Here is a 15,159-nt window from a genome sequence, read left to right on the forward strand (position 1 = left end):
GCTGCGACGGCTCCGCCGGTTCGTTATGGCGCGAGACAGGATCGCCATGCTAGAGGGCCGACACCGGACGATGGGACCCAGATGGCCGAACATTCTACGCTAGACTATTTCCGCTACCGCATACGCCGTGACACGAGCGGAACGCTCGCGTGGTTCGGCGCCAATTGGCGTGAGCATCGCTGGTTCAAATACGGCACCATCCTTGTCGGCCTGGGGCTTGCCGGGCTCATCGCGGCGTGGGCGCTGCTGGCGCGCGACCTGCCGGATGTCGAAACCCTGCTCGAATACGAAACGCCGCTACCCACGGTGGTGCGCGGCGGCGATGGCGAGATCGTGCACTCCTATGCCCGCGAACGCCGCGTCCAGCTCCAATATGCCGATTTCCCGGTCCAGCTGGTCGAAGCCTACCTGGCCGCCGAGGACCGGACCTTCTTCAGCCACGGCGGCGTCGATCTGACCGGCACGGCCAACGCCGTGTTCGATTACGCCAGCAAGATGGGGTCGGGCGAGCGAGCGGTCGGCGGATCGACCATCACCCAGCAGGTCGCCAAAAACCTGTTGCTGAGCGACGAATATTCGGTCACGCGCAAGCTGAAGGAAATGATCCTCGCCCGCCGGATCGAGGATGCGCTGACCAAGCGCGAGATTCTCGAACTCTATCTCAACGAAATCCCTCTCGGCCGTCGCAGCTTCGGCGTGCAGGCGGCAGCGCGTGCCTATTTCGACAAGGATGTGGGCGATCTCGATCTCAATGAGATGGCGTTCCTCGCCATTCTCCCCAAAGCCCCCGAGCGCTACGGGCGTGAGCGGTTTCGCGACATGGCGATCGAACGGCGCAATTTCGTGCTCGACCAGATGGTGGCCAACGATTTCATCACCGCATCGGCGGCAAGCGCGGCCAAGGCAAAGGATCTCGGCCTCGTCGAGCAGCGTGTCGAGCGTTCGGCCGATGCCGGCTATTTCCTCGAGGAAGTCCGCCGCCAGTTGATCGAGAAATTCGGCGAGACGGCGGAGGACGGCGCGAACAGCGTCTATGCCGGCGGATTGTGGGTGCGCACATCGCTCGACACGGAATTACAGGACGCGGCGCGCGATGCGTTGCGGGCCCAGTTGTTGAGTTACCAGGGCAATCGCGGGTTTTCTGGTCCCGTGGCGACGCTCAATCCCGACAATGGCGATCTGATCGGTCAGCTGCGATCCTCCAATATTTCGGTCAATTACGAGGATTGGCGGGTCGGCGTGGTGATGGAAGGCGGATCGTCGCCCATGATCGCATTCACCGATGGCGAGACCCATTCGCTGCTCGGCGCGCCGAATTCTCTGAATTCTGGCGATGTGGTTGCGGCGGTCGAGGCGTCGGGCGGGTATCGCCTTCGCGCCGTGCCTGAAGTTTCAGGTGCTTTCCTAGCTCAGAACCCGCAAACCGGCCGCATCCTTGCCATGCAGGGCGGGTTCGATAGCCGCCTCGGCAGCTTCAACCGCGCCACCCAGGCGCTGCGTCAGCCGGGATCGACCATCAAGCCCTTCGTCTATGCAACGGGACTCGACCACGGACTGACGCCTGCCAGCGAGATACCCGACCAGACCTATTGCTTCTATCAGGGCGCGAACCTCGGTGAAAAATGCTTCCGCAATTTCGGTGGCGGCGGGGGCGGTGTACATACGATGCGCTGGGGCCTCGAACAGAGCCGCAATCTTATGACCGTCCATATCGCCATGGATGCAGGCATGCCCAACGTCATCAAGACGTTCGAAAACATGAATATCGGCAGCTACGAACCCTATCCCGCCTTCGCGCTGGGCGCGGGCGACACGACTGTCGAGAAGATGGTCAACGCTTATTCGGCGCTGGTGAATTGGGGCCGCATCAACCAGCCCAGCGTCATCGATTACGTGCAGGATCGCCGTGGCAAGGTGATCTGGCGCGCGGACAATCGCGATTGCACCGGCTGCAACATGGCAGAGTGGGATGGCCAGCCGATGCCGCGCTTCGGCGCTAAGGGCCGTCAGGCGATGGATCCGCGCACAGCCTACCAGACCGTCCACATGCTCGAAGGCGTGGTGACACGCGGCACGGCAGTGCGCCTGCGTAGTCTCGACATGCCGCTGTTCGGCAAGACCGGCACCACCACCGGCCCGACCAATGCCTGGTTTGTCGGCGGCAGTCCGCAGATCGTTGCGGGTATGTATGTCGGCTTCGACCAGCCGCGCAATCTGGGTGGCTGGGTTCAGGGCGGCAACACCGCGGCGCCGATCTTCAAGCGCTTCGTCGAGGCGTCGAAAGATCGCTGGGAGGGTGACGAGTTCATCGCGCCCGCCGGAGTCCGCATGGTGCGCGTGGACCGCCGGAGCGGTAAGCGCGTCTTCGATGGCACACCCTCCGACGATCCCAAGGCGGCGGTGATTTGGGAGGCATTCAAGCCCGACACCGAACCACCCCGTTCGACCCGGCAGGACCAGATCGCGGCCAAGCGCAACGAGATCCTCGAACAGATCCGGCGCGGGCGCGCGGCGCAGCAGCGCACGGTCGCCCGGTCGGCGCCGCGCGTCGAGCCGCAGACCGATTTCGTGGAGGAGCAGGGCGGGATCTATTGACCCTGCTCCACGCTGTTCCACTCGTTCCGGCAGTCCGCTGAACTTTACAAACCGCGCCTGCCCGCTAAGCGCGGGCGGACAGACCATTCTTCGCTGTAAGGAATTGATCGCATGCGTGCCGAAGGGCAGGCCTATATCGACCGTATCGAAGCTGCGCTGGCGCTGGTCCGCCAGTCGCTCGACTGGGAACGCGCCCTGCGCCGTCTCGACGAGCTGAACGCGCGTGTTCAGGACCCGAGCCTGTGGGACAATCCCAAGGAAGCCCAGGCGATCAATCGCGAACAGAAGCAGCTCGAAACCGCGATCGGGACGGTCAACGAAATCTCGTCCGAAATGGCGGATGCGATCGAATTCGTCGAACTGGGCGAGGCCGAAGGCGATGACGATGTGGTGAAGGAAGGCCTGACCAGTCTAGAACGCCTCGCCGCGCGTGCCGATGCCGACAAGGTGCAGGCGCTCCTGTCGGGCGAGGCCGACGGCAACGACACCTACCTGGAAATCCATGCTGGCGCAGGCGGTACTGAAAGCCAAGACTGGGCCGAAATGCTGCTGCGCATGTATGCCCGCTGGGCGGAAAAGCGCGGCTTCAAGGTCGAAACGGTGGAATATCAGGCTGGCGATCAGGCTGGAATCAAGTCTGCCACGCTGCTGATCAAGGGCGACAACGCCTATGGGTACTCGAAAACCGAAAGCGGCGTGCATCGTCTGGTGCGGATCAGCCCCTATGACAGCTCTGCGCGCCGCCATACCAGCTTCAGCTCGGTCTGGGTCTATCCGGTGATCGACGACGATTTCGAGATCGAGATCAACGAAAGCGACTTGAAAATCGACACCTATCGCGCGTCCGGTGCGGGCGGGCAGCACGTCAACACCACCGATTCCGCCGTCCGCATCACGCACCAGCCGACCGGGATCGTCGTCGCCAGCCAGAACGACCGCAGCCAGCACAAGAACCGCGCCACCGCGATGAACATGCTGAAGGCCCGGCTCTACGAACGCGAGATGGCGGAGCGCGAGGCGGCAGCGGGCACCGAATACGAAAGCAAGACCGATATCGGTTGGGGCCACCAGATCAGGAGCTACGTTCTCCAGCCCTATCAGATGGTCAAGGATCTGCGCACCGGCGTCACGTCGCCGACGCCGGACGACGTACTGGACGGCGCGCTCGATCCGTTCATTTCTGCCGCCTTGGCACAGCGCGTAACGGGTGAGACGGTCGAGATCGAGGATGTCGAGTGATCTTTCGGCGGGCCGTCGCTTCGGGCCTTCTGGTGGTGCTTGCCGCCTGCGGTCAGGCATCCGGCGACCGGCCCGAATCCGCGCTTGAATTTCCTCGGCCCGACCGCCCTGTGTCGGGCCTTGGATCGAACCAGTTCTCGACAGAAACCGCTCGCGACAATCGCGGCGAGGCGGAGACGGTGATGGAGCTGGCCGGTGTCGAACCTGGCATGACGGTTGCCGACATCGGCGCCGGCAATGGGTATTACACCGTCCGCCTTGCCGAACGGGTCGGCGAAGAGGGGCGGGTGCTCGCCCAGGATATCGACCGCAGCGCGCTTGAAAGGCTGGGGCGGCGCGTGGAGCGCCAGCGGATCGACAATGTCTCGATCCAGCCGGGCGCGCTCGACGATCCGCATCTGCCGGAAAAGAGCTTCGACCGGATCTTCATGGTTCACATGTATCACGAAATCGGCGAACCCTATGCTCTGCTATGGCGTCTATGGCCTTCCCTGCGCGAAGGGGGGCAGGTCGTCGTAGTCGATGTGGACCGCCCTACCGACCGGCACGGCATTGCGCCGATGCTGCTCGCCTGCGAATTCGAGCGGGTCGGTTACAAATTGGTCGCTTTCAAGGATGCGCCGGAATTGGCCGGGTACTATGCACAATTCGAACGGTCGGCTAACAGACCCGCACCGGAGAGTATCGAACCGTGCCGCGGAGACGCGGTCGGCAAAAGGGCTGCGATCAAGCAAGCGGCCACCTGACAAGACGCGAACGAAAGACGTATCATGGCATTCAAGGGTCTCGAACCCATTCAGTATGGCGGCCGCGAAGTGTGGCCGCTGGTCGAAGGCGGCAAGGGCGTTTCGGCGACCAATCACCTGAGTTCCGGCGCCTGGGCAGCGGCAGGCGGCATCGGCACGGTCAGCGCGGTCAATGCCGACAGCTACGACGCCGAAGGCAAGATCGTTCCGCAGGTCTACGACCAGCTGACGCGCAAGGAGCGCCACGAACAGCTGATGCGCTATGCGATCGACGGCGCCACGGAGCAGGTGAAGCGCGCCCACGACATCGCGGGCGGCAAGGGCGCGATCAACATCAACGTGCTTTGGGAAATGGGCGGCGCGCAGCAGATCCTGGAAGCGGTGCTGGAAAACACCAAGGGCCTCGTCGCGGGTGTGACCTGCGGGGCGGGCATGCCCTACAAGCTGGCCGAGATCGCCGCGCGTTACAATGTCAGCTATCTCCCCATCGTCAGCTCCGCGCGCGCTTTCCGCGCTTTGTGGAAGCGCAGCTATTCCAAGGTTCCGGACCTGATGGCCGCGGTGGTTTATGAAGATCCGTGGCTGGCGGGCGGGCATAACGGCCTTTCCAACGCCGAGGATCCGACCAAGCCGGAAGATCCCTATCCCCGCGTCAAGGCGCTGCGCGAGACGATGCGCAACGAAGGCGTGTCGGAAGATACCGCCATCGTCATGGCGGGCGGGGTGTGGTTCCTGCGCGAATGGAACGACTGGATCGACAATCCCGAACTCGGCCGGATCATGTTCCAGTTCGGCACGCGGCCCCTGCTGACGCAGGAAAGTCCGATCCCTCAGGAATGGAAGAACCGTCTTCGCACGCTCGACGAAGGCGACGTGCTGCTGCACAAATTCTCGCCGACGGGCTTTTATTCGAGCGCGGTGAAGAACGATTTCCTGTGGGATCTCATTCACCGCTCGGAACGCCAGATTCCTTACAGCAAGGTCGAGGCAGGCGAACACACCAAGCAGCTCGACATCGGCGTGCGCGGCAAGAACTTCTGGGTCGCGCCGAACGATTACGACCGCGCGCGGGCCTGGTTCGCCGAAGGGCAGACCGAAGCGCTCAAGACGCCGGACGATACGATCGTGTTCGTCACGCCCGAAAGCCGCGACACGATCCGCAAGGACCAGAAGGACTGCATGGGCTGCCTCAGCCATTGCCAGTTTTCCAGCTGGAAGGATCACGACGACTACACGACCGGCCGCCTTGCCGATCCGCGCAGCTTCTGTATCCAGAAGACCCTGCAGGACATCGCCCATGGCGAGCCGGTGGACGACAATTTGATGTTCGCGGGCCACGCGGCGTACCGCTTCAAGCAGGACCCGTTTTATTCGAACAATTTCACCCCCACGGTGAAGCAGCTGGTAGACCGGATTCTGGCGGGGGATTGAGCGAGCGGGTCAGCGCCACAACTGCATCGCCCTGACCGCATCGCTCATCGTCGCGTCCTCGTCGGGGCGGGACAGGGTGCGTTCGACGATCCGCCACTGGCGGCGGACCCTGGTCTTCTGCCAGAGGTCCATCATCCAGGTCTCGCCCGACCATTCGTGATCGCCCATGCGCGCTTCAAGGTTCATCTGCGTCGCGAAGACCGCGACCGAGCCGTGGCGGCGGACATAGACTTCACCGAAGCGGTATCCGTTGCATTTGAAGCGCGTCGTTGCCGCTTCCAGCCAGCTCGCCCGGTCGAGCAGCGCGGCGCGCTTGGAGCCCAGCAGGAAGATGAAGTCCCGCGTGGCGAGCTTCTTCATCGCGTTGCGGTCGCGCTGCATCCAGCTGCGCATCCACTGATGTTCGAGCGCTTCGATGCGAGCGGCGAAATCGTCCATGTCTCGAATGTCCTCAAGCCAGTCCGGTAAGGACCTGATCGGGTGGGCGATGGCCGTCGGCCCACACGCGGATATTGGCGATGACGCGATGGCCGGATTCCTCGCGTCCTTCGCGCGTGGCGCTGCCGATGTGGGGCAGGGTCATCACATTGGGATGGCGGATCAGGCGCTCGTCGACATGCGGCTCGTCCGGATAGACGTCGAGCCCCGCACCGGCCAGGTGCCCGCTCTCGAGCGCGTCGATCAAAGCTTCCTGATCCACGAGATCGCCGCGGGCCGTGTTGATGAGGCTCGCGCCCTCCTTCATCATCCCGATGCGCCGCGCATCGATCATCCCGCGCGTGCTCTCGCTGGCCGGACAATGGAGCGTCAGAATGTCCGCTTCCTGCACGAGACCGTCGAGCGTTTCGACATAGCGCGCACCGAACATCCGCTCGACCGCTTCGGGCAGGGGTTTGCGATTGTGATAGGCGATTTCCAGGCCGAAGGCGCGGGCGCGATGCGCCACTGCCTGGCCGATGCGGCCCATGCCGACGATGCCGAGCACCTTGCCCGCCAGCTTGCGGCCGAGAAGCGCCGTCGGCGTCCAGCCGGTCCACTGGCCCGAGCGGATCAGTTCCACACCTTCGCGCACCCGGCGCGGGACGCCGATGATTCCCGCCATCGTCAGGTCGGCGGTATCCTCGGTGAAGACGCCGGGCGTATTCGTGACCAGAATCCGGCGCTTGGCCGCCGCCTTGAGGTCGATATGATCGGTCCCCGCTCCGAAATTGGCGATGAGGCCGAGGCGATCCCCCGCTTCGGCGAGCATTTCCGCATCGATCCGGTCGGTGACGGTGGGGACAAGCACGTCGCACTCGCGCATGGCGGCAACGAGCTCGTCTCGCGACATAGGTTCGTCGCCGGAATTGCAGCGCGCGTCGAACAATTCGCCCAGCCGCGCCTCGACAGTCGGCATAAGATGCCGCGTCACTACGACGCGCGGCGGATGATCGAGGCGGCGGGACGGGGCCGGAGAAGAAGGAGGTACGGTGTCGGGCATCTTCTCGGGCTAGGCGCTCGGCACGATTCCGGTCAAGCGGCGAGCGAGCGCAATCTCGCGACCGCTTGAAGGGCTGTAGGGCGTCGGGTATGACGCCGCCTGATATGCGTCTCGCTTTACTCGCCTTTTCCGCCGTTTTGTCGGCTCTCGCGTCTCCAGCCACCGCGCAGGATCGCGAAGTGCCCTATTGGGCGAGCATTCGTGCGACCGAGCTCAATATGCGCGTGGGGCCGAGCGCAGATTACAAGATTGCCTGGGTTTATAGGCGCGCGGGTCTGCCCGTGCGGGTCGTGCGCGTGATGGAGGGGTGGCGCCTGATCGAAGATCCCGACGGCGAGAAAGGCTGGGTTGTGGCCCGGCTCCTGAGCCCGGATCGCACTGTCATCGTCTCCGAAGGCGAACCCGCCCCGATGCGCGCGGCGCCCAGCGCTTCCGCGGAACTCAAATGGCGGCTCGAAGCGGGCGTTACCGGCACGCTCGGCGAATGCAGTTCGGGATGGTGCGAACTGCGGCTCGACGACCGGCAAGGATGGGTCGAAGCGGATCGCCTGTGGGGCGACGACGAGGACTGATCCCCGCCGACGCCCGATTTATCTGTAGATTCTCTCCGTCAGGCGGTGGGCTGCGCGTCCACCTTTCTTACCGTCGCAGTGACATCGCCCGCGTCGTCGCGCATTTCGAAAGCGCCGTCGGGGCCGGGGTCGCCGCCAGCGAAGCATTGCTCGGTCGCCGTATCGCCTTCGGGCGCATAGCAGAGCTGATTGCCCTGCTGGCGCCAGGTTCCGCGTTCCGTCACTTCGCCGTCCATCCGATCGACATAGGTTCCGTCGGCGGACAGGGTCTGCATCGTCACCGTCCCATCGGGCAAGGTCACTTCGTAAGTCCCGGCCATTGCGACAGGCGTAACCGTGTCGGTCGTGGGTGAGGGCGCAGCGACGTTTGCCGGAGCGGGCACAGTGTCCTCCGCCTCGTTCGAACCGCAGGCAGCGAGAAGGAGGCAGGCGGCAAGGGCGGAATGGATCTTCATCGCGGTAATCTCCTCGACGGCTTCGTTAGACCATTTCGACCGCGACGGCGGTGGCTTCACCGCCGCCGATGCAGAGCGAGGCGACGCCGCGCTTCTTGCCCTGCTGCTTGAGCGCGTTGAGAAGTGTCACGATGATGCGCGTCCCGCTCGCGCCGATCGGATGGCCGAGCGCGGTCCCACCGCCGTTCACGTTGATCTTGTCGTGGGGGATGCCGATGTCGCGCATCGCGAACATGGCGACGCAGGCGAAGGCCTCATTGACTTCCCACAGATCGACTTCGTCCGCGCTCCATCCGGCGCTCTTGAGCACCTTCTCGATCGCGCCGACCGGGGCGACGGTGAACTCGCTCGGCTCCTGGGCGTGGGCGGCGAGGGCGACGATCTTTGCGACCGGCTCCTGACCGTTTCCTTTCGCCACGCTCTCGCGCGACAGCACCACGGCAGCGGCACCGTCCGAAATCGAGCTCGACGTCGCGGCGGTGATCGTGCCGTCCTTGGCGAACGCCGGGCGCAGCTGCGGGATCTTGTCGGGCTTGCCCTTGCCGGGCGCTTCGTCGGTGTCGACGGTCTGCTCGCCCGCACGGGTGGTGAAGGTCACCGGAACGACCTCACCCGAAAACGCGCCGCTTTCGATCGCGGCATTGGCGCGGCGCAGGCTCTCGATCGAATAATCGTCCATCTGCTCGCGCGTGAGCTGGTAATCGTTCGCCGTTTCCTGCGCGAACGTACCCATAGCACGGCCTTCCTCGTATGCGTCTTCAAGGCCGTCTAGGAACATGTGATCGTAAGCCGTATCGTGGCCCAGCCGCGCGCCGCTGCGGTGCTTTTTCAAAAGATATGGCGCGTTGGTCATGCTCTCCATCCCGCCCGCGACGACATAATTCACCGATCCGCTTGCGAGCGCTTCGGCGCCCATGATCACGGTCTGCATGCCCGATCCGCACACCTTGTTGACCGTGGTCGCCTGAACGGATTTGGGCAGGCCCGCCTTGATGCTGGCTTGGCGCGCAGGCGCTTGGCCAAGCCCGGCGGGAAGGACGCAGCCCATATAGGTGCGGTCGAAGCTTTCCGGAGCGACGCCCGAGCGTTCCACCGCCGCCTTGACCGCGGTCGCGCCCAGATCGGTCGCGGACACATCGGCAAGGGCGCCCTGCATGCCGCCCATCGGCGTGCGGGCGTAAGAGAGGATGACGACGGGATCGTTGGCGGCGAACTGGGTCATGCGGAAATGGCCTTTCGGTTTTTAAATTCGACGGGATATGCAATATCGGTTGCAAGACGAGACTTGCTTACGCCCTCAAGCTAGGACCGGCAGGCGGCGAAATCAAACGGAGAGAACGATGGCTGGCGATCGGACGAAGGCGATGGAAGATGTGCTGAAACGGCAACGCGCCGCTCACGAGGCCGATCGGCCTGAGCCGATGAATGCGCGCAAGGATCGGGTGCAACGCGCGATCGCGCTTCTGAAGGAGAATTCGGAAGCGCTGTGTGCGGCGATGAGCGCCGATTTCGGCAATCGGTCTTACAGTCAGTCGATGCTGACCGATATCGCCAGCACGATCAATTTCGGCAAATACTGCCTCAAGCACGCCGAAAAATGGGCGCGGCCCAACAAGCGCCACATGCAATTTCCGCTTGGCCTGTTGGGCGCAAAGGCGGAAGTCCGCTACGAACCCAAGGGCGTTATCGGCATTCTCAGCCCCTGGAACTTCCCCGTCAATCTGAGCTTCGGCCCGCTGATGCAGGTGTTCGCGGCGGGCAATCGGGCGATGATCAAGCCGAGCGAGTTTACCGAACGCACCAGCGAATTGTCCGCCGAACTCGTCGAGCGCTATTTCGCTCCCGAGGAATGCGCGGTGTTCGCGGGCGGGCCCGAAGTTGCCGCCGCGTTCAGCGAGCTTCCTTTCGACCATCTCGTCTTCACCGGGTCGACCGGCACGGGCCGCAAGGTGATGGAAGCGGCTGCCAAGAACCTCGTGCCCGTTACGCTGGAACTCGGCGGAAAGTCGCCGGTGATCATGGGCGAAAGCACGGATTTCGCCAAAGCTGGCGAGCGCGTTGCATTGGGCAAAATGATGAATGCGGGCCAGATCTGTCTCGCGCCCGACTATCTCTACGTTCCCGAAGACAAGGCCGACGAAGCGCTCTACGGCGTGTGGCAGGCCACTGCTCAGATGTATCCGACGCTGCTCGACAACGAGGATTACGCCAGCGTCGTGACCGATCGGCATTTCGATCGCCTGCAGGATATGGTGAAGGATGCGCGCGATAAGGGCGCCGAAGTGATCGAGGTCAATCCCGGCGACGAGGATTTCTCCAACACCAACGCCCGCAAGATGCCGCTCACGATCCTGCGCAATGTGACCGAGGACATGCAGGCGATGCAGGAGGAGATCTTCGGCCCCGTCCTGCCGGTCAAGACCTATCGCTCGATCGACGAGGCGGTGGATTACGTGAACCGGAACGACCGGCCGCTGGGCCTCTATTATTTCGGCAGCGATGGCGACGAGGAGCGGCGCGTGCTCGAGCGTACGATTTCGGGCGGTGTCACTGTCAACGATGTCGTGTTCCACGTTTCGATGGAAGACCTGCCGTTCGGAGGCATCGGCCCGAGTGGTATGGGCAGCTATCACGGGATCGAAGGTTTCCGCGAATTCAGCCATGCGCGCAGCGTCTTTTCGCAGAGCAGGATCGACGTTGCCAAGCTGGCCGGCCTGAAGCCGCCTTATGGCGAAGCGACTCGCAAGGCCTTGCGAGCCTTGACGAAATAGAGCCGCCCTAAACTGCGAGAGGTGTCATCCTCCTGCGCGTTTTGCGCAAGCCGTGATGCGGGAAATCCGCCGAAGCCGCCCTTGCGCGTAAGGCGCGAGAGGCCTAGGGCCGGGACCGAACGTGCGCGCCGGTATCGGTGCCAAAGTCGATAGGAAACACACGTGGTCGATCTCGGGCAATATCTGCCGATCCTCATCTTCCTCTTCATCGCCGTCGCGCTGTCGTCGGCGTTCGTCTTCCTGCCCATGGGCGTGTCGCGGCTGACCGGCTCGCACAATCCCAATGCTGAGAAGTTGAGCGAGTATGAATGCGGCTTTCCCGCGTTCGAGGAACCGCGCAGCCAGTTCGACGTGAAATTCTATCTCGTCGCGATCAGCTTCCTGCTGTTCGATCTCGAAGCGGCCTTCCTGTTCCCGTGGGCGGTCAGCCTTGAATTCACGCAGTGGACGGGCTGGATCGGAATGATGGTTTTCCTCGGAATCCTTGCAATCGGCCTCGCATACGAATGGAAGATGGGGGCATTGGACTGGCAGTAATGAGCGCTCAACGAACGATATCTCCCCACGGCCGCGATCCGCATATCCAGCCGACGGCCCAGCCCGGCGAGATCCGCCAGCCGGACCAGGACTATTTCAACGCACTCCAGAACGAGGTGAACGACAAGGGCTTCCTCGTCGCCAGCACCGAAGACCTGTTCCAGTGGGCGCGTACGGGATCGCTGTGGTGGATGACTTTCGGCCTCGCCTGCTGCGCGGTCGAGATGATCCACGTTAACATGCCGCGTTACGACATGGAGCGCTTCGGCGTCGCCCCGCGTGCCAGCCCGCGCCAGTCCGACGTGATGATCGTGGCGGGAACGCTCTGCAACAAGATGGCACCGGCTCTGCGCAAGGTCTACGACCAGATGTCGGACCCGAAATACGTCATCAGCATGGGTAGCTGCGCCAATGGCGGCGGCTATTATCATTACAGCTATAGTGTGGTGCGTGGGTGCGACCGGATCGTGCCGGTCGATATCTATGTGCCTGGCTGTCCTCCCACGGCGGAGGCGCTGCTTTACGGCGTGATGCAGTTGCAGCGCAAAATCCGCCGCAGCGGCACGATCGAGCGATAGGGCGGCTTTATGGCGACTTTGCATTCCGCACCGCGCTTCACTTTGATCGACGGGTTGAAAGAAACGCTCTCGACCGCGCTTGGTGGCCATCTCCTCGATGCGCATGACGAGCATGGCGAGCTGTTGTTCACCGTGCGCCGCGACGCGATTGAGGACGTCCTGCGCATCCTTCGCGACGAGCACGGCTATCAGCAGCTGATGGAGATCGCCGGGGTCGACTATCCCAGCCGCGAGGAGCGGTTCGAGGTGGTCTACATGCTTTTGAGCCTCACGAAGAACAGCCGCATCATGGTCAAGTGCACGGCGAGCGAAGATACGCCGGTCCCGACCGTGACCACGCTGTGGCCGAATGCGGGCTGGCTCGAACGTGAGGTGTTCGACCTCTACGGCGTCCTGTTCGACGGGAACACCGATCTGCGCCGCATCCTCACCGATTACGGTTTCGAAGGGCACCCTTTCCGCAAGGACTTCCCGCTTACCGGCTATACCGAGCTGCGCTATTCCGAAGACGAAAAGCGCGTGGTGTACGAGCCGGTCGAGCTCGCGCAGGATCTGCGCCAGTTCGATTTCATGAGCCCCTGGGAAGGCGCGGACTACGTGCTGCCGGGGGACGAGAAAGCGGACACGCCTCCGGTCGACGATCCCAAGGTTACCGAAAAGCCGTCCGATACCGGCGCGGGTGCCAAGGCGGACAAGGAAGCGGCGGAAAAGGTCAGCGCGGGCGCTCCTGCGGAAGAGGAGACGGGCAAGGATGCTCCCCCTCCGCCAGAGCCGACGGAAGATCGCGAAGGCCGCCCCGCTCGTGACGGCAAGACCACGGACACCGCAGAAGCGACCGAGCCGAAGGATGGCAAGGATGCGTAAGCTCGCTCTTCTTCTACTGCCGCTCGCAATTGCGGCGTGCAGCAGCCAGGAGCCCGCTCCTGCCGACAGCGCGGAGGATTTCGCCAGCCGCGTCGGCGCGCCGGGCACCAGCACTACCGGTGGAACCGCAGTCGTGGCTGCGCCGCAGACGGTCGAAACCACTGCGGCGCGCATCGCCCCGCCGCCCAACACCGACGTGACCCAGCTCGAGCGGCTCGGCAATATCGGCGGAGTTGATCTGGGGCCGCGCGCGGGCGGCTGCACGTTCAGCGCCGATGGGCAGGAAATGCTCGTCGCCGCGGGGCCGAACGATCGTGCTCTGCCCGGCAAGGCGACCGTGCGGGCCGGGGGCAAGCTGATCCTGCTCGATGCGCCTCCGGGCGGTTACGATCAGGTCAAGGCGGGAACGACGTTCAATGGGGAGGGCTTCTCCGTCCTCGTCCAGCCGACCGGTCGCGACACCGGCCAGATGACGATAACCGACGTCCAGGGACGCCAGAAGTCCTTCAACGGAAGGTGGGTCTGCTCATGAGCATGCAACTCGAACAATCGCCGACGACCGGCGACGAGGTCATTTCCAACTACACGATCAATTTCGGGCCTCAGCACCCGGCGGCGCACGGCGTGCTGCGCATGGTGATGGAGCTGGATGGCGAGATCATCGAACGCGTCGATCCGCATGTCGGACTGCTGCATCGCGGCACCGAAAAACTGATCGAGCACAAGACGTATTTGCAGGCGCTGCCCTATTTCGACCGGCTCGATTACTGTTCGCCGCTGTGCATGGAGCATAGCTACGTGCTGGCGATCGAGAAGCTCTTGAATGTCGAAGTGCCGGAACGGGCGCAATATCTGCGCGTGCTGTTCGCGGAGCTGACGCGCATCTGCAATCACTTCTTGAACATCGGCGCACACGTCATGGATGTCGGCGCGATGACGCCGAACCTGTGGGTGTTCGAACTGCGCGAAGACTGCATGAACTTCTTCGAACGGGTTAGCGGCGCGCGCATGCACAGCGCCTATTTCCGGCCCGGCGGCGTGCATCAGGATGCGCCGGAAAAACTTCTCGTCGATATCGGCGAATGGCTCGACACGCGCTTGCCCGAACTGTTCGGCGACGCGATGAGCCTGGTGCTCGACAACCGCATCTTCAAGCAGCGCAATGTCGACATCGCGCATGTCAGCCGCGACGATGCGATCGCCTGGGGCTTTTCCGGCCCCATGATCCGCGCTGCGGGCATTCCGTGGGATCTGCGCAAGTCGCAGCCCTACGACGTCTACGACCGGATGGAATTCGACATTCCCGTCGGCACCAATTCGGACTGTTACGACCGTTTCGTCGTCCGGGTGAAGGAAGTTTACGAGAGCGCCAAGATCATCAAGCAGTGCCTGGCGCAGATGCCGTCAGGCCCGATCGCCAGCGACGACCGGAAGGTCGCACCGCCCAAGCGCGGCGAAATGAAGCAGTCGATGGAAGCGCTGATCCATCACTTCAAGCTCTACACGGAAGGCTTCCACGTGCCTGCGGGCGAAGTCTACGTGGCGACCGAGAGCCCCAAAGGGGAATTCGGCGTCTATCTGGTGAGCGACGGGTCGAACAAACCCTATCGCTGCAAGATCCGCCCGACGGCGTTTTCGCACCTCCAGGCGATGGATTTCATGTGCAAGGGCCACATGCTGCCCGACGCGACTGCCATTCTGGGTGCGATCGACGTGGTGTTCGGGGAGTGTGACCGGTGAGGCCAATCGTATTTCCCAAATGGCCCGAACGGGCGCTTTCGATACTGGGCATCGCCGCAGCGCTTATGGTCGGTGGTCTTGCTATCCAAGCGTGGGGCAATTTTGACGGTGAAGTTGCTCTTACGGTCGTTGCGGGTGGCGTGCCCGCGGT

Annotated in this window: 15 protein-coding genes; 11 read left to right on the forward strand and 4 right to left on the reverse strand. The window is 63.3% G+C overall.

The window, feature by feature from the left end:
• The first annotated feature begins 81 nt into the window (after nt 1-81).
• From J7347_RS02960 to J7347_RS02975, 4 genes are all read left to right on the forward strand, one after another.
• Complete coding sequence (locus J7347_RS02960; protein WP_209160761.1) at nt 82-2,595, forward strand: transglycosylase domain-containing protein; 2,514 nt, start codon at nt 82-84, stop codon at nt 2,593-2,595.
• 111 nt (nt 2,596-2,706) lie between these two features.
• A complete protein-coding gene (prfB, locus tag J7347_RS02965; protein WP_209160762.1) occupies nt 2,707-3,834 on the forward strand; it encodes a peptide chain release factor 2 in 1,128 nt (375 codons plus the stop codon).
• Nucleotides 3,834-4,580 (forward strand): class I SAM-dependent methyltransferase, encoded by a 747-nt coding sequence (locus J7347_RS02970; RefSeq protein WP_209161212.1) that lies wholly within the window; start codon nt 3,834-3,836, stop codon nt 4,578-4,580. Before prfB ends, J7347_RS02970 begins: the two co-directional genes overlap by 1 nt.
• A gap of 24 nt (nt 4,581-4,604) precedes the next feature.
• Nucleotides 4,605-6,011: a nitronate monooxygenase gene (locus tag J7347_RS02975; protein WP_209160763.1), complete on the forward strand. Its 1,407-nt coding sequence runs from the start codon at nt 4,605-4,607 to the stop codon at nt 6,009-6,011.
• A 9-nt stretch (nt 6,012-6,020) separates the two neighbouring features.
• Here the strand turns inward: J7347_RS02975 and J7347_RS02980 are convergent, their stop codons facing one another.
• Nucleotides 6,021-6,449: a nuclear transport factor 2 family protein gene (locus J7347_RS02980; protein ID WP_209160764.1), complete on the reverse strand. Its 429-nt coding sequence runs from the start codon at nt 6,447-6,449 to the stop codon at nt 6,021-6,023.
• 13 nt (nt 6,450-6,462) lie between these two features.
• The gene (locus tag J7347_RS02985) at nt 6,463-7,491 is read right to left on the reverse strand and encodes a D-glycerate dehydrogenase (RefSeq protein WP_209160765.1); all 1,029 of its coding nucleotides are present in this window, start codon (nt 7,489-7,491) and stop codon (nt 6,463-6,465) included.
• An 89-nt stretch (nt 7,492-7,580) separates the two neighbouring features.
• On the opposite strand from J7347_RS02985, the gene J7347_RS02990 reads away from it, so the two are divergent.
• Complete coding sequence (locus J7347_RS02990; RefSeq protein ID WP_245173775.1) at nt 7,581-8,063, forward strand: SH3 domain-containing protein; 483 nt, start codon at nt 7,581-7,583, stop codon at nt 8,061-8,063.
• A gap of 38 nt (nt 8,064-8,101) precedes the next feature.
• Here the strand turns inward: J7347_RS02990 and J7347_RS02995 are convergent, their stop codons facing one another.
• Together J7347_RS02995 and J7347_RS03000 are read right to left on the reverse strand one after the other, a co-directional pair.
• Nucleotides 8,102-8,518, reverse strand: a complete 417-nt coding sequence (locus J7347_RS02995) for a hypothetical protein (protein ID WP_209160766.1) — start codon at nt 8,516-8,518, stop codon at nt 8,102-8,104.
• 25 nt (nt 8,519-8,543) lie between these two features.
• Entirely contained in the window at nt 8,544-9,740 is a 1,197-nt protein-coding gene (locus J7347_RS03000) for an acetyl-CoA C-acyltransferase (protein WP_209160767.1), read from the reverse strand.
• A gap of 118 nt (nt 9,741-9,858) precedes the next feature.
• Between J7347_RS03000 and J7347_RS03005 the strand changes: the two genes are divergently transcribed.
• The 6 genes from J7347_RS03005 to J7347_RS03030 all read left to right on the forward strand — a co-directional run bounded on the left by J7347_RS03005 (nt 9,859) and on the right by J7347_RS03030 (nt 15,008).
• Nucleotides 9,859-11,289, forward strand: coding sequence for a coniferyl aldehyde dehydrogenase (locus J7347_RS03005; RefSeq protein ID WP_209160768.1), 1,431 nt, complete (start codon nt 9,859-9,861; stop codon nt 11,287-11,289).
• A 162-nt stretch (nt 11,290-11,451) separates the two neighbouring features.
• On the forward strand, nt 11,452-11,826 hold the full coding sequence (gene ndhC / locus J7347_RS03010) for an NADH-quinone oxidoreductase subunit A (protein ID WP_067684539.1): 375 nt from the start codon (nt 11,452-11,454) through the stop codon (nt 11,824-11,826).
• Nucleotides 11,826-12,404, forward strand: a complete 579-nt coding sequence (locus J7347_RS03015) for an NADH-quinone oxidoreductase subunit B (protein ID WP_245173776.1) — start codon at nt 11,826-11,828, stop codon at nt 12,402-12,404. The genes ndhC and J7347_RS03015 overlap by 1 nt, the downstream gene beginning before the upstream one ends.
• 9 nt (nt 12,405-12,413) lie before the next feature.
• Nucleotides 12,414-13,268: an NADH-quinone oxidoreductase subunit C gene (locus J7347_RS03020; protein WP_209160769.1), complete on the forward strand. Its 855-nt coding sequence runs from the start codon at nt 12,414-12,416 to the stop codon at nt 13,266-13,268.
• Nucleotides 13,261-13,800, forward strand: a complete 540-nt coding sequence (locus J7347_RS03025; RefSeq protein ID WP_209160770.1) for a hypothetical protein — start codon at nt 13,261-13,263, stop codon at nt 13,798-13,800. Before J7347_RS03020 ends, J7347_RS03025 begins: the two co-directional genes overlap by 8 nt.
• Nucleotides 13,797-15,008, forward strand: a complete 1,212-nt coding sequence (locus tag J7347_RS03030) for an NADH-quinone oxidoreductase subunit D (RefSeq protein ID WP_067684545.1) — start codon at nt 13,797-13,799, stop codon at nt 15,006-15,008. Before J7347_RS03025 ends, J7347_RS03030 begins: the two co-directional genes overlap by 4 nt.
• Nucleotides 15,009-15,159 lie beyond the last annotated feature (151 nt).

This window comes from Erythrobacter sp. A6_0, from assembly GCF_017744235.1.
In the GTDB taxonomy this organism is placed as follows: Bacteria; Pseudomonadota; Alphaproteobacteria; order Sphingomonadales; family Sphingomonadaceae; genus Qipengyuania.

Excerpts from the sequence above, each read along its gene's own strand:
- J7347_RS02960 (WP_209160761.1), top strand. The coding sequence starts at position 82 with ATGGCCGAACATTCTACGCTAGACTATTTCCGCTACCGCATACGCCGT.
- prfB (WP_209160762.1), top strand. The coding sequence starts at position 2,707 with ATGCGTGCCGAAGGGCAGGCCTATATCGACCGTATCGAAGCTGCGCTG.
- J7347_RS02975 (WP_209160763.1), top strand. The coding sequence starts at position 4,605 with ATGGCATTCAAGGGTCTCGAACCCATTCAGTATGGCGGCCGCGAAGTG.
- J7347_RS02980 (WP_209160764.1), bottom strand. The coding sequence starts at position 6,449 with ATGGACGATTTCGCCGCTCGCATCGAAGCGCTCGAACATCAGTGGATG.
- J7347_RS02985 (WP_209160765.1), bottom strand. The coding sequence starts at position 7,491 with ATGCCCGACACCGTACCTCCTTCTTCTCCGGCCCCGTCCCGCCGCCTC.
- J7347_RS02990 (WP_245173775.1), top strand. The coding sequence starts at position 7,581 with ATGACGCCGCCTGATATGCGTCTCGCTTTACTCGCCTTTTCCGCCGTT.
- J7347_RS02995 (WP_209160766.1), bottom strand. The coding sequence starts at position 8,518 with ATGAAGATCCATTCCGCCCTTGCCGCCTGCCTCCTTCTCGCTGCCTGC.
- J7347_RS03000 (WP_209160767.1), bottom strand. The coding sequence starts at position 9,740 with ATGACCCAGTTCGCCGCCAACGATCCCGTCGTCATCCTCTCTTACGCC.
- J7347_RS03005 (WP_209160768.1), top strand. The coding sequence starts at position 9,859 with ATGGCTGGCGATCGGACGAAGGCGATGGAAGATGTGCTGAAACGGCAA.
- J7347_RS03015 (WP_245173776.1), top strand. The coding sequence starts at position 11,826 with ATGAGCGCTCAACGAACGATATCTCCCCACGGCCGCGATCCGCATATC.
- J7347_RS03020 (WP_209160769.1), top strand. The coding sequence starts at position 12,414 with ATGGCGACTTTGCATTCCGCACCGCGCTTCACTTTGATCGACGGGTTG.
- J7347_RS03025 (WP_209160770.1), top strand. The coding sequence starts at position 13,261 with ATGCGTAAGCTCGCTCTTCTTCTACTGCCGCTCGCAATTGCGGCGTGC.
- J7347_RS03030 (WP_067684545.1), top strand. The coding sequence starts at position 13,797 with ATGAGCATGCAACTCGAACAATCGCCGACGACCGGCGACGAGGTCATT.